16 protein-coding genes and 1 tRNA gene are annotated in these 19,370 nt (G+C 71.2%); 10 read left to right on the plus strand and 7 right to left on the minus strand.

Going from position 1 to position 19,370, the window contains the following annotated elements; translation table 11 throughout:
• Positions 1-60: 60 nt before the first annotated feature.
• Together ACWDD7_RS22305 and ACWDD7_RS22310 are read left to right on the plus strand one after the other, a co-directional pair.
• Positions 61-1,200, plus strand: coding sequence for a DUF475 domain-containing protein (locus tag ACWDD7_RS22305; protein WP_351877011.1), 1,140 nt, complete (start codon positions 61-63; stop codon positions 1,198-1,200).
• Between the two features lie 90 nt (positions 1,201-1,290).
• Complete coding sequence (locus tag ACWDD7_RS22310; protein ID WP_351877012.1) at positions 1,291-2,016, plus strand: TerD family protein; 726 nt, start codon at positions 1,291-1,293, stop codon at positions 2,014-2,016.
• Between the two features lie 40 nt (positions 2,017-2,056).
• On the opposite strand, the gene ACWDD7_RS22315 is transcribed toward ACWDD7_RS22310, so the two are convergent.
• Positions 2,057-2,827, minus strand: coding sequence for a TerD family protein (locus ACWDD7_RS22315; RefSeq protein WP_351877013.1), 771 nt, complete (start codon positions 2,825-2,827; stop codon positions 2,057-2,059).
• Between the two features lie 178 nt (positions 2,828-3,005).
• Here ACWDD7_RS22315 and ACWDD7_RS22320 point away from each other — a divergent pair, with 178 nt between their 5' ends.
• Genes ACWDD7_RS22320 through ACWDD7_RS22330 form a run of 3 tightly spaced genes read left to right on the plus strand, consistent with a single transcriptional unit; the run spans position 3,006 to position 7,467 of the window.
• Complete coding sequence (locus ACWDD7_RS22320) at positions 3,006-4,172, plus strand: HpcH/HpaI aldolase/citrate lyase family protein (protein ID WP_450458620.1); 1,167 nt, start codon at positions 3,006-3,008, stop codon at positions 4,170-4,172.
• A gap of 35 nt (positions 4,173-4,207) precedes the next feature.
• Positions 4,208-6,661, plus strand: a complete 2,454-nt coding sequence (locus tag ACWDD7_RS22325; RefSeq protein ID WP_450458621.1) for a phosphoribosyltransferase — start codon at positions 4,208-4,210, stop codon at positions 6,659-6,661.
• The gene (locus ACWDD7_RS22330) at positions 6,661-7,467 is read left to right on the plus strand and encodes an HAD family hydrolase (protein WP_450458622.1); all 807 of its coding nucleotides are present in this window, start codon (positions 6,661-6,663) and stop codon (positions 7,465-7,467) included. The genes ACWDD7_RS22325 and ACWDD7_RS22330 overlap by 1 nt, the downstream gene beginning before the upstream one ends.
• A gap of 8 nt (positions 7,468-7,475) precedes the next feature.
• On the opposite strand, the gene ACWDD7_RS22335 is transcribed toward ACWDD7_RS22330, so the two are convergent.
• The gene (locus ACWDD7_RS22335; RefSeq protein ID WP_285554361.1) at positions 7,476-7,691 is read right to left on the minus strand and encodes an FmdB family zinc ribbon protein; all 216 of its coding nucleotides are present in this window, start codon (positions 7,689-7,691) and stop codon (positions 7,476-7,478) included.
• 173 nt (positions 7,692-7,864) lie between these two features.
• Between ACWDD7_RS22335 and ACWDD7_RS22340 the strand changes: the two genes are divergently transcribed.
• The 3 genes from ACWDD7_RS22340 to ACWDD7_RS22350 all read left to right on the plus strand — a co-directional run bounded on the left by ACWDD7_RS22340 (position 7,865) and on the right by ACWDD7_RS22350 (position 12,729).
• Positions 7,865-10,087 (plus strand): transglycosylase domain-containing protein, encoded by a 2,223-nt coding sequence (locus ACWDD7_RS22340; RefSeq protein WP_450458623.1) that lies wholly within the window; start codon positions 7,865-7,867, stop codon positions 10,085-10,087.
• A 44-nt stretch (positions 10,088-10,131) separates the two neighbouring features.
• Complete coding sequence (locus ACWDD7_RS22345; RefSeq protein WP_351877017.1) at positions 10,132-11,430, plus strand: polysaccharide deacetylase family protein; 1,299 nt, start codon at positions 10,132-10,134, stop codon at positions 11,428-11,430.
• 174 nt (positions 11,431-11,604) lie between these two features.
• Positions 11,605-12,729, plus strand: coding sequence for an amidase domain-containing protein (locus ACWDD7_RS22350; protein WP_450458706.1), 1,125 nt, complete (start codon positions 11,605-11,607; stop codon positions 12,727-12,729).
• On the opposite strand, the gene ACWDD7_RS22355 is transcribed toward ACWDD7_RS22350, so the two are convergent.
• Together ACWDD7_RS22355 and ACWDD7_RS22360 are read right to left on the minus strand one after the other, a co-directional pair.
• On the minus strand, positions 12,717-13,298 hold the full coding sequence (locus ACWDD7_RS22355) for a DUF4383 domain-containing protein (protein ID WP_351877018.1): 582 nt from the start codon (positions 13,296-13,298) through the stop codon (positions 12,717-12,719). The genes ACWDD7_RS22350 and ACWDD7_RS22355 overlap by 13 nt on opposite strands.
• A gap of 116 nt (positions 13,299-13,414) precedes the next feature.
• Positions 13,415-14,818 carry a hypothetical protein gene (locus ACWDD7_RS22360; protein WP_450458625.1) on the minus strand — a complete coding sequence of 468 codons (1,404 nt, stop codon included), beginning with the start codon at positions 14,816-14,818 and terminating at the stop codon, positions 13,415-13,417.
• 258 nt (positions 14,819-15,076) lie between these two features.
• Between ACWDD7_RS22360 and ACWDD7_RS22365 the strand changes: the two genes are divergently transcribed.
• Together ACWDD7_RS22365 and ACWDD7_RS22370 are read left to right on the plus strand one after the other, a co-directional pair.
• Positions 15,077-15,148: transfer RNA gene (locus ACWDD7_RS22365), tRNA-Val, on the plus strand.
• A gap of 89 nt (positions 15,149-15,237) precedes the next feature.
• The gene (locus ACWDD7_RS22370) at positions 15,238-15,858 is read left to right on the plus strand and encodes an MBL fold metallo-hydrolase (protein WP_392215902.1); all 621 of its coding nucleotides are present in this window, start codon (positions 15,238-15,240) and stop codon (positions 15,856-15,858) included.
• Positions 15,859-15,897: 39 nt separating this feature from the next.
• Here the strand turns inward: ACWDD7_RS22370 and ACWDD7_RS22375 are convergent, their stop codons facing one another.
• From ACWDD7_RS22375 to helR, 3 genes are all read right to left on the minus strand, one after another.
• Positions 15,898-16,623, minus strand: coding sequence for a lysoplasmalogenase family protein (locus ACWDD7_RS22375; protein ID WP_450458626.1), 726 nt, complete (start codon positions 16,621-16,623; stop codon positions 15,898-15,900).
• 72 nt (positions 16,624-16,695) lie between these two features.
• A complete protein-coding gene (locus ACWDD7_RS22380; protein ID WP_351877021.1) occupies positions 16,696-17,022 on the minus strand; it encodes a hypothetical protein in 327 nt (108 codons plus the stop codon).
• 67 nt (positions 17,023-17,089) lie between these two features.
• A complete protein-coding gene (gene helR / locus ACWDD7_RS22385) occupies positions 17,090-19,264 on the minus strand; it encodes an RNA polymerase recycling motor ATPase HelR (protein ID WP_450458627.1) in 2,175 nt (724 codons plus the stop codon).
• Positions 19,265-19,370 lie beyond the last annotated feature (106 nt).

A 19,370-nucleotide genomic window follows, 5' to 3' on the forward strand; every position in this document is an offset into this window, starting at 1 on the left:
CGTGCTCGGCGCGGGGGAAACTCTCCTTGGAGGCGCCCCCACAACACGATGGGGTATCCAGTGCTACTGAAAACCTTCGGCTGGTCGTTCGCGGTCACCGCGCTCGGCCTGGTCGCCGCCGTCTTCTACGGGGGCTGGGAGGCCTTCGGGGTCGTGGCGATCCTCGCCGTCCTGGAGATCTCGCTGTCCTTCGACAACGCGGTGGTCAACGCCGGAATCCTGAAGAAGATGAACGCCTTCTGGCAGAAGATCTTCCTCACGGTCGGCGTGCTCATCGCCGTCTTCGGCATGCGACTGGTCTTCCCCGTCGTCATCGTGGCCATCACCGCCAAGCTCAACCCGGTCGACGCGGTGCACCTGGCCTTCGCGGACAAGGACCGCTACCAGCAGCTGGTCACCGACGCCCACCCGGCGATCGCGGCCTTCGGCGGCATGTTCCTGCTGATGATCTTCCTGGACTTCATCTTCGAGGACCGGGACATACAGTGGCTGCGCTGGATCGAGCGGCCGCTCGCCAAGCTCGGCAAGGTCGACATGCTGTCGGTCTGCATCGCCCTGATCGTCCTGCTGATCACCTCCTTCACCTTCGCCACCCACGCCCACCAGCACGGCGGCGCGCACGTGGACAAGGCGCAGACGGTCCTGATCTCCGGCATCGCCGGCCTGGTCACCTACATGATCGTCGGCGGTCTCTCCGGGTTCTTCGAGGACCGGCTGGAGGAAGAGGAGGAGCGCGAGCACGAGGCGGAGGAAGAGGCCGCCCGCAGCGGCAAGAAGAAGTCGGCCGTCCTGCTGGCCGGCCAGGCCGCGTTCTTCATGTTCCTCTACCTGGAGGTCCTGGACGCGTCCTTCTCCTTCGACGGCGTGATCGGCGCCTTCGCCATCACGAACGACATCGTGATGATGGCCCTCGGCCTCGGCATCGGCGCGATGTACGTCCGTTCGCTCACCGTCTACCTGGTCCGCCAGGGCACCCTCGACGACTACGTCTACCTGGAGCACGGCGCCCACTACGCGATCGGCGCCCTGGCCGTGATCCTCATGGTCACCATCCAGTACGAGATCAACGAGGTGATCACCGGCCTCGTCGGCGTCGTCCTGATCGCCCTGTCCTTCTGGTCCTCCGTGCGCCGCAACCGCGCCCTCGCGGCGCAGGAGCCGGGCGCCGGGGAGAAGGCCGAGGTCTCCTCCGGGGTGTGACACCCTGACCGATGAGGAACGCTCTGTTCGGGGCGGCGGGCACGGCCGGCCGCCCCGAACGCATGAGGACGAGTACCTGGGGGCGGGAAAATGGGCTTCTTCGACGGACTGCTGGGCGCACGCGCGGTCGACTTCGACTCCGGCAACGCCACCAACTCCATCGAACTCACCAAGCGGCGCCATTCGGTGTCCCTCACCAAACAGGGCGCGGCCACCGGCCATCTGCGCGTCAACCTCACCTGGCGGATGCGCACCTCCGACTTCGACGACCAGCGGCCCAGCCTGCTGCGGCACCCCCTCAAGGCCCTGAAGCCGCCGGAGATCCTGGGCCACGGGCAGAGCATGGTCGACGTCGACCTCGACCTGGGGTGCCTGTACGAGCTGACCGACGGCACCAAGGGGGTCGTCCAGCCGCTGGGCGACTATCTGGGCGACATCAACGCGGCGCCGTACATCAAGATCAGCGGCGACGACCGGTTCGGCTCGGGCTCCGGCGAGACGATGTACATCAACCTCGACCACCGCGAGTCCATCAAGCGCGTGCTGGTCTTCGTGTACATCTACGACCAGACGCCCGCGTTCGACCGTACGCACGCCCTCGTCACCCTGTACCCCAGCAGCGGCCCCCGCCTGGAGATCAGCCTCGACGAACGCCACCCCGAGGCCCGCTCCTGCGCCGTCCTGCTCATCGAGAACGTCAGGGGCGAACTCGTGGTCCGCCGCGAGGTCAAGTTCGTCTACGGCTTCCAGGCGGAGCTGGACCGGCTGTACGGGTGGGGCCTGCAGTGGGGCCGGGGCTACAAGACGAAGGTCTAGCCGCCGTCGGCGGTCCGCCTTCCGCCTGAGGGTCCGGTTCCTACCGGCCGATGAACTGCGGCCCCTGCGGCGGCAGCCGGAAGTTCGGGTCCAGCACGACGGGGACGGCCGGTACGGGCTGGGGGTAGCCGTAGGCCGGGGCGGCGGAGGTCGTGGCCGGGGCCGGCTGGGGATAGGCGTAGCCCGACTGCTGGGGTACCGCCGACGTCGGCTGCTCGGGAGGCAGTGGCTGGGAGACCGTGACGCCCTCGTCCGCCGCCGACTCCTCCGACTCGTCCACCGAGATGCCGAAGTCCGTGGCGAGGCCCTTGAGGCCGTTGGAGTAGCCCTCCCCGAGCGCCCGGAACTTCCAGCCCTCGCCGCGGCGGTACAGCTCGCCGCAGATCATCGCCGTCTCCGCGCCGGTCTCCGGCTTGATGTCGAACACCGCCCACGGCTCACCGTCGGCGACGGCGGCGTCGTACAGCGTGATGCTCAGGCCCGGCACCCGGTCGAACGTGACCCCGTCCGCCGACGCCACCAGGAGGATCCGTCCGATCTCCGGCTCGACCCCGACCAGCTCCGACTGGATCGTGTCGGTCAGCCCCTCGGGGACCCGCTTCTTGCCCAGCCGCCACACCTTCCCCGACGGGTGCCGGGGCTGGTTGTAGAAGACGAAGTCCTCGTCCGAGCGCACACGACCGTCGGGGCCCAGCAGCAGCGCCGAGGCGTCCACGTCCGGGACCGACGTCCCCGGCGTCCAGCGCAGCACGGCGCGCACCGTGGTGGCCTCCAGCGGGACGTTCGACCCCTTCAGCATCGCGTGCGTCATGCCGTCATCCTGCCCTCTCGGCCCTGGCCACGACAATGCGGGGGGTATCGGCGGCCGACACGGCCGGGTTACCGGAAATTCACGCCGGGCGGGAACCCCGGACACGTCCCTCTACGTACTATTACCGGCCACCCTTTACCGAATCCACAGACCCGGGTTGCACTCTTGGGGGAGTCCAATGCGTCATTTCGGGCACATCGCCCCCGAGGCCCGGCAGCGCCTCTTCCACCGGGAGCCCTGCGCGTTCACCGCCGACTCGCCCGCCCGGCTGCTCTCCGCCGCGCTCGGTGCCACGCTGTACAGCCCGGCCACCCGGCCGCGGCTCGCCGACGACATCCTCAGGCAGGCGGGCAACGGCGTGGTCTCCATGGTGCTGTGCCTGGAGGACTCCATCGGCGACGAGGACGTCCTCGCCGGTGAGGAGAACCTGGTCCGGCAGTTCGCCGACCTCGCCTCCCGGCCCGGCGCGCAGCCCCCGCTGCTGTTCGTCCGGGTCCGCTTCCCCGAACAGATCCCCGACCTCGTCCGCCGCCTCGGCCCCTCCGGGCGGCTGCTGTCCGGGTTCGTGCTGCCCAAGTTCACCGGGGAGCGCGGCCTGCCCTTCCTGGAGGCCCTGACCGCCGCCGAGGCCGCCGCGGGCCGCCGGCTCTTCGCCATGCCGGTCCTGGAATCCCCGGAACTGCTGTACCGGGAGTCGCGCGTGGAGACCCTGGAGGGCATCTTCCGCACCGTCGACAAGTACCGCGACCGCGTCCTCGCGCTCCGCCTCGGCGTCACCGACTTCTGCTCCTCCTACGGGCTGCGCCGCGCCCCCGACATGACCGCGTACGACGTCCAGGTCGTCGCGTCCGTCATCGCCGACGTCGTGAACATGCTGGGCCGCGCCGACGGCACCGGGTTCACGGTCACCGGGCCCGTGTGGGAGTACTTCCGCCTGTCCGAGCGCATGTTCAAGCCCCAGCTGAGGCAGAGCCCCTTCCTCCAGGTGCAGGCCGTCGAGCTGCGCGAGAAGCTGCTGGAGCACGCCATGGACGGGCTGCTGCGGGAGATCTCCCTCGACCAGGCCAACGGCCTGCTCGGCAAGACCTGCATCCACCCCTCCCACGTGCTGCCCGTGCACGCGCTGTCCGTGGTCAGCCACGAGGAGTACAGCGACGCCCAGGACATCCTGCGGCCGGAACGCGGCGGCGGGGGTGTCCTCAGGTCCGCCTACACGAACAAGATGAACGAGGTGAAACCCCACCGCGCCTGGGCCGAGCGGACCCTGCTGCGCGCGGAGGTGTTCGGCGTCGCCCACGAGGACGTCGGCTTCGTGGAACTGCTCGCCGCCGGGATACCCGGCTGACCTTCTCCTGTCCCAGGAACGCATCCAAGGAACGCATGAACAACGCAGTGAACGACGGGGTCTGGTCCGGCAGCTGGGTCGCCGAGCGGCTCGGGGTCGGACTTGAGGGCGACGACGGCCTGCCCGCCATGCTGGGCCTCGCCCTGCGCCGCAACCCCAAGCGGGCCCACCTGCTCGTCTCCAACGTCCTCGGCAAGCACGTCCCGCAGACACCCTCGGTGGTGTACGGCCACGGGGTGCGGCTCGGCCGTCGCGTGCACGCGCTCCTCGGCGAGGCGGAGGCGGCCCGTGCGGTCGTCCTCGGGTACGCGGAGACGGCGACGGGGCTCGGGCACGCGGTGGCCGACGGGCTCGGGACGACGCCGTACCTGCACTCCACGCGGCGGCCGGTCGCCGGGGTCACCCCCGCGGGCGGTTTCGAGGAGTCGCACTCCCACGCCACGTCGCATCTGCTGCTGCCCTCGGACCCCGGCCTGCTGGCCGGGGACGGGCCGCTGGTGCTGGTGGACGACGAGTTCTCCACCGGGAACACCGTGCTGAACACGATCCGAGACCTGCACGCGCGGTATCCGCGGCGGCGGTACGTGGTGGTCGCGCTGGTCGACATGCGGTCGGCGGAGGACGCCGAACGGCTGGAGCGGTTCGCGCGGGAGATCGGGGCGCGGGTGGATCTGGTCGCCGCGGCGTCCGGGGTCGTGCGGCTGCCCGAGGGCGTGCTGGAGAAGGGGCAGGGGCTGGTCGCGCGGTACGAGTCGGGCCACGGGCCGGACGCGGCCGCCGCCGCCCTCCGCGCTCCGCGGCGGGTGGACCTCGGCTGGCCGGCCGGCCTTCCCGACGGGGGGCGGCACGGGTTCACCCCCTCGCACCGCGCCCGGCTCGAAGCCGCCCTTCCCGCGATGGCCGGGCGGATCGCCGACGCGCTGCCCGCCGACGCCCGCCGCGTCCTCGTCCTCGGCTTCGAAGAGCTGATGTACGCCCCCCTCCGGCTCGCCTGTGAGCTGGAGCGGACCCTCGACGGCGAGGTGCGGTTCTCGACCACCACGCGGTCGCCCGTGCTCGCGGTGGACGACCCGGGGTACGCGATCCGCAGCCGGATCGTCTTCCCGGCGCACGACGACCCGGCCGACGGGCCGGGGGATCGGTACGCCTACAACGTGGCGGGCGGTGGTTTCGACGCCGTCGTCGCCGTGGTCGACTCGACCGGCGACACCCCCCTGCTGCACGCGCCGGACGGCCTGCTGGCGCGGCTCGCGGCGCAGGTGCCGCACGTCCTGCTCGCGGTCGTCCCCTCCCGCGTTCCCGAGCCCCCGCACGCTCCCGAAAGGCCGGCCATGCTGCCCGAGCCCCTCCGCGGCCCCGCATTCTCCTCGTACGCGCCCGAGGAGGTCGGCTGGCTGCTCCAGGACCTCTCCGACGCCGCCCTGGAGGCGCCGACCGAGGAGCGGGAGGAGGCCATCCAGAGCGGCGGGGCGCACTACGCCGAGTCGCTGCCCGTGGAGTACCAGCCGAGCGCGCAGTACCAGGAACTGTTCCACGCGGCCCTCGACACCTCGGCCGCCCGCATCGCCCGCGCCGTCGGCGTGGTGACCGAGACCGTCCTCACCGAGCGGTCACCCCGACCGGTGCTGGTCTCGCTGGCCCGCGCCGGGACCCCGGTCGGCGTGCTGATGCGCCGCTGGGCGCGGCTGCGGCACGGGCTCGAACTGCCCCACTACGCCGTGTCGATCGTGCGCGGCCGGGGCATCGACGCCAACGCGCTGCGCTGGCTCTGCGCCCACCACGACCCCCAGGACGTCGTGTTCGTGGACGGCTGGACCGGCAAGGGCGCCATCACCCGTGAACTCGCCCAGGCGATCGAGGAGTTCGAGAAGAAGGAGGGCGTCGCCGGCTTCGACCCGGAGATAGCCGTCCTCGCCGACCCGGGCTCCTGCGTGCGCACCTACGGCACCCGCGAGGACTTCCTCATCCCCTCCGCCTGCCTCAACTCGACCGTCTCCGGGCTGATCTCCCGTACGGTCCTGCGCGCCGACCTGGTCGGCCCGGACGACTTCCACGGCGCGAAGTTCTACCGCGAACTCGCCGGCGCCGACGTCTCCGTGGCCTTCCTCGACGCCGTCGCCGCGCGCTTCCCGGAGGTCGCCGACAGCGTGGCGGGCGCGGTCAAGGAACTGCTGGCGGAGGACCGCAGCCCGACCTGGGCGGGCTGGCGGGCCGTCGAGCGGATCAGCGAGGAGTACGGCATCCACGACGTGAACCTCGTCAAGCCCGGCGTCGGCGAGACCACCCGGGTGCTGCTGCGCAGGGTGCCCTGGAAGATCCTCGCCCGCAAGGGCGCGGGCGCCGACCTGGACCACGTCCGGCTGCTCGCCGAACAGCGCGGGGTGCCGGTCGAGGAGGTGGACGAACTGCCGTACACCTGCGTCGGGCTGATCCACCCCCGGTACACGCGCGGGGCGACCGGCGCCGACGGCAGGGCGGTGAACGTCTGATGCCGGTGCTGGTGGCGAGCGACCTCGACCGTACGCTGATCTACTCCTCGGCGGCCCTCGCGCTGACCATGCCGGACGCCCGGGCGCCCCGGCTGCTGTGCGTGGAGGTGCACGAGAGCAAGCCGCTGTCCTACATGACGGAGACGGCGGCCCGGCTGCTGACCGACCTCGGGGACGCGGCGGTCTTCGTGCCCACCACGACCCGCACCCGCAAGCAGTTCCAGCGCATCAGCCTGCCGGGCCCGCAGCCCGCGTTCGCGATCTGCGCCAACGGCGGCCACCTGCTGGTCGACGGCGTGACCGACCGCGACTGGCACGCCCGGGTGCTGGCCCGCCTCGCCGACGAGTGCGCACCGCTGGCGGAGGTCCGGGAACACCTGACGCGGACCGCGGACCCGGTGTGGGTGCGCAAGCAGCGGGTCGCCGAGGATCTCTTCACCTACCTCGTGGTCGAACGCGAGCTGCTCCCCGAGGACTGGGTCAAGGAACTGGCGGCCTGGGCGGAGAACCGCGGCTGGACGGTCTCCCTCCAGGGCCGCAAGCTCTACGCGGTTCCCAAGCCCCTCACCAAGAGCGCCGCGGTCCATGAGGTCGCCCGCCGCACCGGAGCGGACCCGACCCTGGCCGCCGGCGACTCCCTCCTGGACGCCGACCTCCTCCTGGCCGCCGACCGGGGCTGGCGCCCCGGCCACGGCGAGCTGGCGGACACGGGGTGGCTGGCACCGGGGATCAGCGCGCTACCGGAACGGGGCGTCCTGGCGGGGGAGCGCATCCTGCGGGAGTTCCTGAAAGAGGCGAGGCGGTAGCGCTCCCGTCACCCGCAGCAGCCTCCGCCGCAGCAGCCGCCTCCCGCCGCCCGGGGGGCCGGCGCGGACGTGCCGGCCGTACCACCCACGGCCACGGTGGACAGCAGCTTCACCGTGTCCTCGTGCCCGGCGGGGCATACCGCCGGGGCCGCCGACTGGGACATCGGCCGACTCAATTCGAACGTGTCGCCGCAGCTCCGGCAGCGGTATTCATAACGAGGCATGGGGTCAGGGTAACCGTGGGGGCGAACGAGGCGTCTCAATGTTTGATGAGTGTTGGGATACACCCGACACGTGTGCGGGGGAATCGAAAACTTCGCTGATAACTTGTGAAGGCCGTTGCGAGGACGCTCAGCTCACCGCACGAGCAGGAGCGAGTGCGGAGGGGAGACGCATAGTGACCGATGCGTCGCAGGGGGAGGGCCGTTCCGGCCAGAGCGAGCAGCCGCTCGACTCCGATCGGACCCTGCATCTGAGGGTGGACGCTCTCAGGGCTGACGAGACCATGCAGTTGCGTGTGCCCACGCCACCCGAGCCGCCGCCCACCGGCGGCCGGGCCGAGCGCAGGCGCAGCACGCGCCCCTCGGCACGGGAGCGCACCGGGACCGCGACCGCCCGAATACTGGGCCCGCTGGCCCCCGTCACACGGCTCCTCGCGCCGTACACGCGCCGGCTCGCGCCCTACGCACGCCGCCTCAGGCCCGCCTACCCCCGCCCCGGCCGCACCGGCTGGCGGCGCTGGATGCCGTCCTTTCGGCAGTGGCTCGGCGCGACCCTGGCCTCCTTCGGCCTGCTCAGCACCTTCCTGGTGACCGCGTACGCGCTCACCGACATACCCAGCGACCTGAACTCGTACGCGACCCAGCAGGACAACGTCTACTTCTGGTCCGACGGCACCCCGATGGCCCGTACGGGCTGGGTGCAGCGGCAGGCGATGCCCCTCAAGGACATCCCGCCGGACGTCCGCTGGGCGGTGCTCGCGGCGGAGAACGAGACCTTCTACTCGGACCCCGGTATCTCCGTGAAGGGCATCAGCCGGGCCCTGTTCCGCACCGTGGGCGAGGGGGACACCCAGGGCGGCTCCACCATCACCCAGCAGTACGTCAAGAACGTCTACCTGAACCAGAACCAGACGGTCAGCCGCAAGTTCACCGAGGCGATGATCTCCCTCAAGCTCGACAACAAGATGAGCAAGGACAAGATCCTTGAGGGCTACCTCAACACCAGCTGGTTCGGCCGGGGCACCTACGGCATCCAGCGCGCCTCCCAGGCCTACTACGGCAAGGACGTCAGCAAGCTCGACGCGTCCGAGGCGGCCATGCTCGCCGCACTGCTCAAGGGCGCCGGCCTGTACGACCCCACCCTGAGCAAGGCCAACCACCAGCGGGCCGTGGAACGCTGGTCCTGGATCCTCGACCGCATGGTCAAGATCGGCAAGCTGTCGCCGCAGCAGCGCGCCCGGTACAAGACGTTTCCCGAGCCGCTGAAGTCCAACCCGCTGTACAACACCGGCGAGCAGAGCGACTATCTGGTGGAGCTGGCCTCGCAGTACGCCAAGAAGTCCGCGCACCTCACCGACCAGCAGTTCGACCTGGGCGGCTATCAGATCTACACGACCTTCGACCGCACCCGGGAGAAGGCGCTCACCGACGCCGTCACCAAGGCCCGCAAGCAGGCCAAGCGGGACAACCCCGACGCCGCGAAGAACGGCCACTACGGAGCCGCCTCGGTGGCCACCGACGGCCGGATCCTCGCGGTCTACGGCGGCCCCGACCACCGTACCCAGGGCTACAACGAGTCGAACGCGACCACCGTCCCGGCCGGCACCGCCTTCCTGCCCTTCGTCTACGCCGCCGGGCTCGAACACGGCGTCCACAAGACCCGCGGCGGGCCCGCCACCCCCGTCACCCCCGAGTCGGTCTACGACGGCGACGACGACATCCCCGTCACCACCCCCGAGGGCCCCTACTGGGACCGCAGCGGCAAGAAGGTCTCCGCGCACAACGACGGCAACAAGTCCTACGGAAGGATCACCCTGCGCGAGGCCCTCGCCAAGTCGGTGAACACCCCGTTCATGCAGCTCGGCATGGACACCGGCCTCAGCGAGGTGCGGCAGACCGCCCAGGCATCCGGACTGCTGTCCTCCAGCATCGGCCGCCAGGTGCCCGCCCTGTCGCTCGGCAGCTCCACGCCCAGCGCCATCCGGATGGCCAGCGGATACGCCACCTTCGCCGCCGACGGCACCCACACGGAGCCGTACTCGGTGCGCCGCGTCACCCGCAACGGTGCCCCCGTCGCCCTGGCCACCCCGCAACCCACCCGCGCGGTCGGCGCCCAGGTCGCGAAAGACGTCGACGAGGCGCTCGCCGACTCCTTCCGCGCCGCCCACCCGGGCGTGACGACACCGGGCGTGGCGGGGAAGGCCGGGACCGCCGGAGCCGCGGACGAGGAAACCGCCGCCTGGTACGCCGGCACGGCCGACTCCGTCGCGACGGCGGTCGTCGTCTACCGCATCGACCTGGCGAAGTCCCTGGAGCCGCTGCCCCTGAAGGGCCTCGCGGGGGACTCGCCGGACACCGTGCCCTACGCCCTCTGGTCGGCCGCCATGGGACTGGACTGACCGCCCAGCCCCGCCACCTCGTCCACACGGAGATTGAGCCGCGTATGACTCGCAAGAAGCAACCGACGGGCCGCCGCCGCGCCCCCGGCCGCCGCCGCGTCCCCGCCGCCACCCGCCCGCAGATCTTCACGCTCGCCGCTTTCCTCGTCGTGGCCTCCCTGGTGGCCGGCTACCTCGCACTGAGCCGCCCCGACGACACCGCGCCCACCGCCGCCTCGGGCAAGAACGCCCGCACAGGAGCCGGGCCCAAGCCCTCCGCGACCCCCGAGTGGGACGGCAGGACACACGTCATCGGTGACGGTTCCACCTCCTACACCGGCCCGCAGCAGGGCACCTTGAAGCCCGTACCGCTCAAGCCCGGTGAGAAGCCGCCCCAGTTCGTCGTCTTCTCCTGGGACGGCGCGCTGGAGGGCGACGACCATCTCTTCTCGCACTACCGGGAGATGGCCAAGGAGTACAACGCCCACATGACCTTCTTCCTCACCGGCATCTACCTGCTGCCCAAGAGCAAGAAGGACCTCTACCACGGCCCGATGCACGAGCCCGGCGACGCCGCCATCGACTACCCCACCGACGCGCACATCCGCACCACCCTGGAACAGCTGCGCCTGGCCTACGAGCAGGGCAACGACATCGGCACCCACTTCAACGGCCACTTCTGCGGCGCCAAGGGCGGCGGCGACTGGAGCGTCGAGGAGTGGAAGAGCGAGATCGACCAGTTCTACTCGTTCGTGGAGAAGTGGAAGACCAACACCGGCTACACCGACATCCCGCCGCTGCCCTTCGACTTCAAGAAGGAGGTCGTCGGCGGCCGCGCCCCCTGCCTGGAGGGCCAGCCCAACCTGCTGAAGGCCATCAAGGGCTACGGCTGGCGCTACGACGCCAGCTCCCCGGGCGACTTCCAGATATGGCCCGCCAAGAAGAACGGCGTGTGGGACTTCCCGCTGGAGATGCTCCCCTACGAGAACGGCAAGTTCCAGGGCCTGTCGATGGACTTCAACTTCCTCTACAACCAGTCGGGCGGCGAGACCGACGGCGATGCCGCCAAGTACCCGCAGTGGGAACAGCAGACGGTCGACTCCTACATGGCCGGTTTCAACCGCGTCTACTACGGCAGCCGCGCACCGCTGTTCATCGGCAACCACTTCGAGCACTGGAACGGCAGCATCTACATGAAGGCCATCGACCAGGTCATCCCGAAGATCTGCACCAAGAAGGGCGTCAAATGCGTGTCCTTCAAGGAACTGGCCGACTGGATGGACGTCCAGAAGCCCTCGACGCTGGCCGCGCTGCGCAGCCTCGACCCGGCCCAGTCCCCGGACTGGTCCACGGTCGTCAAGTGACGTAAACGCAGGCCAGGTTCCACTTGTGCAACCCCCTACACATCCGCCGCCGACGCCATGCGAAGATGCCCCATCCCGGTAGGTGTACCGGCGTAGAGGGGAACATCATTGAAGTCGAGAAAACTCAGCCGTAAGGGGCGTCGCACCACCATCATCGGCGCCTCGGCCGCCGCCGTGGTCGCCGGCGTGGCGCTCATACCCAACTGGAGCGCGGGCGCGGCGGTCACCGACGACCCGACCGTGGACGCGGCCACCAAGGCGACTTTCCAGAAGCTCGCCGACGCGGTCTTCACCGACCGCACCGAGGCCCTGGTGGACGGCTCCACCAGCGCCCGTACGCAGCACACCAAGGGCTTCTCCGGGTCCGTCCGCCTCTCCGGCGGCCAGACCCGCGAGCAGTCCTCCGCCATCGGCCAGCTGCGCGCCCGCAAGGACCGCCTCGCCGAGCTGGGCGAGAAGTACAGCGCCGGCAGCACCAAGGTGACGCTCGACGCCACCGAGGTGCACGGCCGCAACGCCAAGGTCGCCGTCACCGAGACCACGACGCTGACCTACAAGGCGGGCACCACCTCGGCCAAGGGCCCGACGACCACGGGATTCCAGGCCCACCACGAGCTGACCTTCAAGGCCGGCGGAAACGGGGACTGGCAGCTCACCGGCATCAAGGACACCGACGACGGCTACCTCGCCGTCAACCAGGTGGCCACGCCCTCCGCGCCCAAGGACGACAAGGCCGCGGCCGCCTCCGACGGCCCGCCGACCGCACCCCGCGCGGCGACCAGCTACCCGGCACCGGCCAACCCCAAGAAGCTCACCGGTGGCACGTACGACTACAAGGCGATGGTCACGTACGCGCAGACGTACTGGAACCACTACAACACCGCGTACCCGGACTACAACGGCGAGGGCGCGGGTGGCGACTGCACCAACTTCGTCAGCCAGGTGCTGAAGGCGGGCGGCTGGAAGCACGTCCCCGGCTACACCGACGACTACACCAAGTGGTTCGGCAACGCCGACATCCAGTCCGACTCCTTCGTCGGCGTCAACGAGTTCTCCTGGTTCGCGCTGTCCTCCCAGCGCGTCACCCCGCTCGCCAACGTGTACCAGGCGGACCTCGGTGACGTGATCCAGATGGACTTCAACCGCGACGGGTCCAAGGACCACTCCATGGTCGTCACCTACCGGAGCGGCTCCGGCGTGCCGTACGTGACGTACCACTCCACCAACACCTACAACAGGTCGGTGGCCAGCCTGGTCGCGTCCTACCCGAGCGCGTACTACTACGCCTACAGGACCTGACCGCGCCGGTCCTGCCGCCCCGGTCCTTCCCCCTCGCGCAACTCACGTGTGTCGCGCGACTCGCGGGCGGAGGGCTCGGGGTGGCGGGCCCGCCAGTACGGGTTGTCGTGCGGCAGGGCGTGACCGACCCGGCCGTACATCCCGAAGGTCATCAGCAACAGCCCCACCACGAAGCTGAACAGCACGTTCTGGATCCGGAACGCCAGGAAGTTGTTCGGGGTGTCCAGCAGCGCCAGGAACAGGAACCCGTTCAGCAGGAACAGGACCCCCAGCACCATGTTCAGCGTGGACGCGACGTTCCCGCCGATCACCATGCCGACCAGCAGCAACGCCCCGATGCAGATCGACAGCACGCTCAGCGTGCCGTTCGTGTTCAGCCCGGCGACGGTCGCACCGCCGATGTCGAAGAACCCGATGTGGTTGATCAGGCCCAGGATGCCGAAGACGACGAGGAACGCGCCGATCACCCCCGCGCCGATCCGGTACACCAGGTTCAGCCGGTGATCCGTCGGCAGATGCTGATCGAACCGGATCCGCTGCTTCTCGCGCGTGTGCGCATGTGTGGCCATCTCCGCCTCCCTCGGGCGCTAGCGGCGGCCATCCATCCCAGCCATCCCAGAACGTGGCTCTCCTCAATATCAGCCCGAACCGGGGCATACGGCAACATGGCGACCCATCGTCGCCCTCAGTGCGCGACGCCCCCGCGCTCCTCCCGGATCCGCGCCACCACCTGCGCCGCCGTCTGCCGCACCGCTTCCGTCTCGGTGAGGAAGTGCCAGTAGTCCGGATGCCGGCCGCCCTCCAGGCCCGCAACCGCCCGCTCCAGCCGCGCCACCGCGTCGTCCAGCGGCCGGGCGTGCCGCGGGTCCGGCGTCGTACGCCCCGTCATCGCCAGCCGCTGCGCGTCCCGGATCGCGAACCGCGTCCGCTCGACCTCCGCCCGCGGATCCTTCTGTACGGCGTTCAGCCGGGTCAGCCGGTCGCCGGCCGCCGAGACCGCGTCGTCGGTCGCGTTCAGCAGCGCCCGCACCGTCGACAGCAGCGAGGTGGCGTCCGGCCAGCGCTGCGCGTCCCGCGCGGACCGCGCCTCGCCCAGCTTCAGCTCGGCCTGCCGTACGTTCTCCACCGCCTGCGCCGGCACCTGCTGGAGGTCCTGCCAGCACGCCGCGGCGAACCGCCGCCGCAACTCGCTGAGCACCGGCTCCACCTGACCGGCACGCGTGGTCAGCGCCTGGGCGCGGGTGCGCAGCGAGACCAGCCGGTGGTCGATCTCGGCCGCCTGCTCCGGCAGCCGCTCGGCCTCCGCCCGGATCGCCCCGGCCTCCCGCTGCACCCGCTCGGCCCGCTCCAGCGTCTGCTGCACCCCGTGCCGGCCGGCGCCCTGGTTGAGCTTGGTCAGCTCGGGCGCGAGCGCGGCGAGCCGGCCCGCGAGGTCGTCGGCGCGCAGGCCCTGTCCCCGGGCGCCGTCCAGCGCGTCGCTCGCGGCCAGCAGCGCCTGCCGGGCCCGCTCCACGGCGGGCGCGACCCGGGCGAGCAGGGTCTCGGCCGAGCCCAGCAGCGGACCGAGCGAGCTGCCGAACCGGTCCAGCTCCTGCTTGACCCGCACCAGCTCGTCCCGCGCCGCCGTCAGCTCCCCCCGCGCCCGCGCCGCCGCCCCGGACTCCAGGTCGGCCCGGTCCAGGTCATGGGCGTCGACCGCCTGGATGTACCGCCGGCTGGCCTCGTCGATCCGCCGGCCGAGCCCCTCGAAGTCGGCGGCGGCCCGCCGTGCGGCCGGCGAGTCGTCCACGGCCGTGATGGTCTCGATCGAGATCCGCAGATCCCGCTGCGCGGTGTCCAGCTCGTAGAACGCCGCCGCCGCCGCGTCCTTGGCCTCCTGTGCCTCCGCCCGCTGACTCTCCGCCCGCCCCCCGAACCAACGCCGCGTACCACCGCCCGCGAAGGCCGCGGGCAGCGCGAGCGCGAGAAGGGCCGGCAGGGCCACCAGGGTGAGACCGTCGCGGAGGGCGCCCGCGGCCCCGTGCCGGGTCCCCGCGGTGGACGACGGTGGGTACGGCTGTGCCACTGGCGTGCCCGGTCTCGCCGTCACATCCCTCTCCCGTGCTGTGATCCGCCCTGGGTGGTGCCATTCTCCCACCCGATACAGACGAATACACGGGCCGGTCAGTTCACCGTACGTACCGTGACCTTCCCCCCGGGCGGAGCCGACGACCACGCCGCGCGCGTGCCGTCCGGGTCGTTTCCGGAACCGGGGGTTCGCCCCCCGCCGCCCCGCCGTTCGGGATTGCCGTGTACCGCTCCGGGCAGGGTAGGCTGTCGACTCGACCTGGGCACACGCCCGGGACACGGGTGCGTAGCTCAGGGGTAGAGCGCCTGCCTTACAAGCAGGATGTCGGCGGTTCGAAACCGTCCGCGCCCACGTACAAGAGGAGCCCCCGGCCGTGAGCGGTCGGGGGCTCCTGTGTTCTCCGCGTGGATTCGCCCGGCGCTGCTCGATAGGTTGATCGAATGCGTCTGACGAAGTTTGGCCATGCCTGCGTCCGGCTCGAAGCCGGCGATCGTGTGCTGGTGATCGATCCCGGCACGTTTTCGGAGACGGAGGCGCTGTCCGGCGCCGCGGCCGTTCTCATCACCCACGAGCACGACGATCACATCGACGTCGACAAGCTGAAGGCGGCCCGTGACGGCAATCCTCGGCTGACTGTCCATACGCATCCTGCGCTGGCCGCGGCCCTGGGCGAGGGCGTGGCAGCGGTGGCACCTGGTGACACCTTCACTGCGGCCGGGTTCACGGTGGACGTCGTCGGTGGCGAGCACGCCGAGATCATCGATGGTCTGCCGGGCTGTCCCAACATCGGCTTCATCGTGGACGGCGTCTATCATCCCGGGGATTCGCTGGTCGTTCCCGAGCAAGCCGTCGATACGCTGCTGGTCCCGGCGTCCGGGCCGTGGCTGAAGACCGGCGAGGCCATCGAGTTCGTCCGGGCGGTCCGCCCGGTTCGGGTGTTTCCCATCCATGACGCGAACCTCAGTGAGCTGGGGCAGGAGAACTTCGACGGCTGGCTGGAGGAAGAGGCGGGGATCGACTACGCGCGCATCCCGCTGGGCACATCCGTCGATCTTCGTTAGTCAGGGGCGGCGGATCAGCGGCAATCTACGGCGGGAGTGCTAGGCCGTCGCCTCCCGCGCGGGGGCGTTCCCGTGGGGTGAGACCTGCGTGGTGAAGGACGTGACCAGGAGGGCCAGGGCCGCGATGTACGTGGCCATGCACAGGGTGGAGCGGCCGGGGAAGTCGAGGCCGGCGGAGCCGAGGCCGATCAGGGAGTCGGAGGCGACGAAGACCAGGCCGCCCCAGAGGGCCTTGGGGCCGAGGACGCGGGCGGTCAGGGCCATGGTGAGGAGGGCGAGGGCGTAGACGGCGACGGCGGAGCCGAGGACGGGGCCCAGGGCAGGGGCGAGGGCGGCGACGGCGGCGGCCCAGACCGCGAGGTAGGCGGCACAGACCAGGCGGCGGGCGCGCAGGTGGGCCAGGGCGCCGGCGCGCAGGAAGGCCGTGATCCAGCAGAGCTGGGCGCCCAGGAAGAAGGCGAGGCCCGCGCCGAAGGCCGGGGTGCCCGGGATCAGCAGGGCCACGTCCCCGGCGGTTGCGAGGCCCAGTCCGGCCAGGACGTACGCGTGCCGGGTGCCGGTCAGCCGCCACAGGTGGGCGGCGAGGAGCGGGGCCAGGAAGGGCTTGGCGACCCACTCCACGGCATGCTTCCCGGCGGCCACGCCGATGAGTTCGACGGCGCACAGCACCGCGAAGACCACGATCAGCGGCGGCGCCCCGGCCGCCCGCGCCGGACGGAGAGCCGGTCCTGGGCCGCCTCGCTCCGGTATGTGTCCCTCAGCCATGGCGATCAGGGTGGAGGCACCGGGGGCGGTGGTCAACTGGTTGGACCAGATTGCTCCTCAGGAGGGCCGCGGTCACTCCTCGTGGGCGTGCTTCAGCGCGCTGCGGGCCTGCATGCGCTTCTCGGCCGCGACCTCGGCCCAGAAGCGGTGGGTGCTGATGAACACCGCGAGTTCGTGTTCACGGCGGCGGAGCTTCTCCACCTCGGCCTGTTCGTCGGCCGTCCAGCCGGGGGAGGCGGGGCGCTCCGTCCTGCGCCAGCCGTTGTCGTCGCTGAAGCCGTCCGACGGCTCGACCGACCAGGGCAGCCGCCTGAGCAGGGCCGACAGCTCGGCCCTGACCTGATGCAGCTCCTCCTGGCCGGCGAGGAGGTCACTGGGGAATTCATAGGTCGTAGCCACGGCTCAATGCTACGCCTGTTCGATTTACGGTCGCGAGGTCGATCGGGATGTTCATCCGAACGGGGGTTCACATGCAGGGGGTGGACACCGGGGCCGGGCTCGTGAGGACGACCAGCTGCCGGGTGGCCCTGGTCATCGCCACATAGCGGTCCACCGCGCCCGCCACGCCCTCCCCGAACCGCTCCGGATCCACCAGGACGACCAGGTCGAACTCCAGGCCCTTCGACAGGCCGGGGGTGAGAGAGCGGACGCGGGGGCTCGCGGGGCGGAAGGACGGGGCGCCGATGACGCAGGCGGTGCCCTCGGGGTGGGCGGCCAGCCAGCCGTCGAGGAGCGCGTCCAGCCCGGTCGTCGAGCCGTGGCGCACGGGCACGCCGTTGCTGCGGATCGACGTCGGCACGTTGGCGTCCGGAAGCGCGGCCCGTACGACCGGCTCGGCCTCCGCCATGATCTCCCGCGGCGTACGGTAGTTGACGGTCAGGTCGGCCAACTCGACGCGGTCGAAGCCGATGCGGGCGAGCCGTTCCCGCCAGGACTCCGTGAACCCGTGCCGGGCCTGCGCGCGGTCCCCGACGATGGTGAAGCTGCGCGACGGGCACCGCGACAGCAGCATCTGCCATTCCGCGTCGGTGAGTTCCTGTGCCTCGTCCACCACGATGTGCGCGAACGGCCCCGCGAGTGCGTCCGGCTCGACGCCGGGCAGCACCATCTCGTCCACCAGTGCTTCCCGCAGATCCTGTCCGCGCAGCATCGTCACCGCGCCCTCGCCGTCCTCGTCGGCCTCCAGCACGTTGTCGATGACCCGGTCCATGCGCGCGCGCTCGGCCGCGACCGCCGCCTTGCGGCGGCGCTCGCGCACCGCGGCCGCGGGGTCGCCGACCCGCTGCCGTGCCGCGTCCAGGAACGGCAGGTCGGACACCGTCCACGCCTGCGCGTCCGCGCGCCGCAGCCGTCGTACCTCCTCGGGGGTGAGCCAGGGGGCGCACAGTCGCAGGTACGCGGGCACCGACCAGAGGTCGCCGACGAGGTCGGCCGCCTCCAGCAGCGGCCAGGAGCGGTCGAAGGCGGCGCGCAGTTCCCGGTTGCCCGTCAGGGACCTGCGCAGGAGCTGCTCGGGGGCGCCGCCGTCGTGCCGGTCGACCAGGATCGTGAGCAGTTCCTCCCAGACCTGCTCGCGCGCCTCGTTGTGGGGGGTGCCGGGCTCGGCCGCGTCGAACGCCGACTCCCAGTCGGCGACGGTCAGTTCGAGGTCGCCCCAGTGGGTCGTGACCGTCAACGGCTCGGTGGGCGGCTCCTCGTAGAAGCGGACCGCCTTCTCGACCGACCCCACCAGCCGCGCGGACGACTTCAGCCGGGCCACCTCCGGGTCGGTCTCGGGCCGCGCGGTGGCGCCCTCGGCGACGAGGTCCCGCAGGACGCAGGTCTGCACGCCCTCCTCGCCGAGGCTCGGCAACACGTCGGAGACGTACGCCAGATACGGCCGGTGCGGGCCGACGAACAGCACCCCGCCGCGCCGGTGGCCGAGGCGCGGGTCGGAGTAGAGGAGGTAAGCGGAGCGGTGCAGGGCGACGACGGTCTTGCCGGTGCCCGGACCGCCGTCCACGACGAGCGCGCCGCGCGAACCCGCCCGGATGATGGCGTCCTGGTCGGCCTGGATGGTGCCGAGCACATCGCGCATCCGCGGCGAACGGTCGCCGCCCAGGCTCGCGATGAACGCCGACTGGTCGTCCAGCGCGGCGTGTCCGTCGAGCGCGTCCGAGGCGAACACCTCGTCCCAGTAGTCGCTGATACGGCCCTGCGTCCAGCGGTACCTGCGGCGGCTCGCCAGGCCCATCGGGTTGCCGTGGGTGGCGCCGAAGAAGGGTTCCGCGGCGGGGGAACGCCAGTCCAGCAGCAGGCGGCGCCCGGTGGGGTCGGTGAGGCCGAGGCGGCCGACGTAGACCGGCTCGTCGGGGTTCTCGGCGGTCACCATGCGGCCGAGGCACAGGTCGAGACCGAAGCGGCGCAGCGCGCGCAGGCGCGCGGTGAGGCGGTGCACCTCGACGTCCCGGTCCAGTGCCTGCCGGCCCAGGCCGCCGGGGGCCCTGCGCTCGTCGTCGAGCTGGTCGGAGACCTCGGCGATGGTCCGCTCCAGGCACTGCGCGATCGCCGTGAAGTGGTGGTCGTCGGCGGCGATCAGCGCGGGGGTGGCCTTCGGGGAGAGGCGGGAGGGGAGGTCGAAGGCGCTGGTGGCGGCGGGCATGGGGGACTCCGGTTCGGGGGGAGAGGGGGGAGGGGGGAGGGGACGGGGGGAGAAGGGGGAGAGAGAAGGGGGAGAGAAGGGGGGAAGGAGGGAGAGGTGGATGGTC

The sequence above is a fragment of the Streptomyces sp. NPDC001056 genome (assembly GCF_053598955.1).

Bases quoted from the DNA above. Each gene is read 5' to 3' on its own strand.
- ACWDD7_RS22335 (WP_285554361.1), bottom strand. From the start codon at position 7,691: ATGCCTCGTTATGAATACCGCTGCCGGAGCTGCGGCGACACGTTCGAA.
- ACWDD7_RS22325 (WP_450458621.1), top strand. From the start codon at position 4,208: ATGAACAACGCAGTGAACGACGGGGTCTGGTCCGGCAGCTGGGTCGCC.
- ACWDD7_RS22345 (WP_351877017.1), top strand. From the start codon at position 10,132: ATGACTCGCAAGAAGCAACCGACGGGCCGCCGCCGCGCCCCCGGCCGC.
- ACWDD7_RS22375 (WP_450458626.1), bottom strand. From the start codon at position 16,623: ATGGCTGAGGGACACATACCGGAGCGAGGCGGCCCAGGACCGGCTCTC.
- ACWDD7_RS22355 (WP_351877018.1), bottom strand. From the start codon at position 13,298: ATGGCCACACATGCGCACACGCGCGAGAAGCAGCGGATCCGGTTCGAT.
- ACWDD7_RS22315 (WP_351877013.1), bottom strand. From the start codon at position 2,827: ATGACGCACGCGATGCTGAAGGGGTCGAACGTCCCGCTGGAGGCCACC.
- ACWDD7_RS22370 (WP_392215902.1), top strand. From the start codon at position 15,238: ATGCGTCTGACGAAGTTTGGCCATGCCTGCGTCCGGCTCGAAGCCGGC.
- helR (WP_450458627.1), bottom strand. From the start codon at position 19,264: ATGCCCGCCGCCACCAGCGCCTTCGACCTCCCCTCCCGCCTCTCCCCG.
- ACWDD7_RS22330 (WP_450458622.1), top strand. From the start codon at position 6,661: ATGCCGGTGCTGGTGGCGAGCGACCTCGACCGTACGCTGATCTACTCC.
- ACWDD7_RS22320 (WP_450458620.1), top strand. From the start codon at position 3,006: ATGCGTCATTTCGGGCACATCGCCCCCGAGGCCCGGCAGCGCCTCTTC.
- ACWDD7_RS22310 (WP_351877012.1), top strand. From the start codon at position 1,291: ATGGGCTTCTTCGACGGACTGCTGGGCGCACGCGCGGTCGACTTCGAC.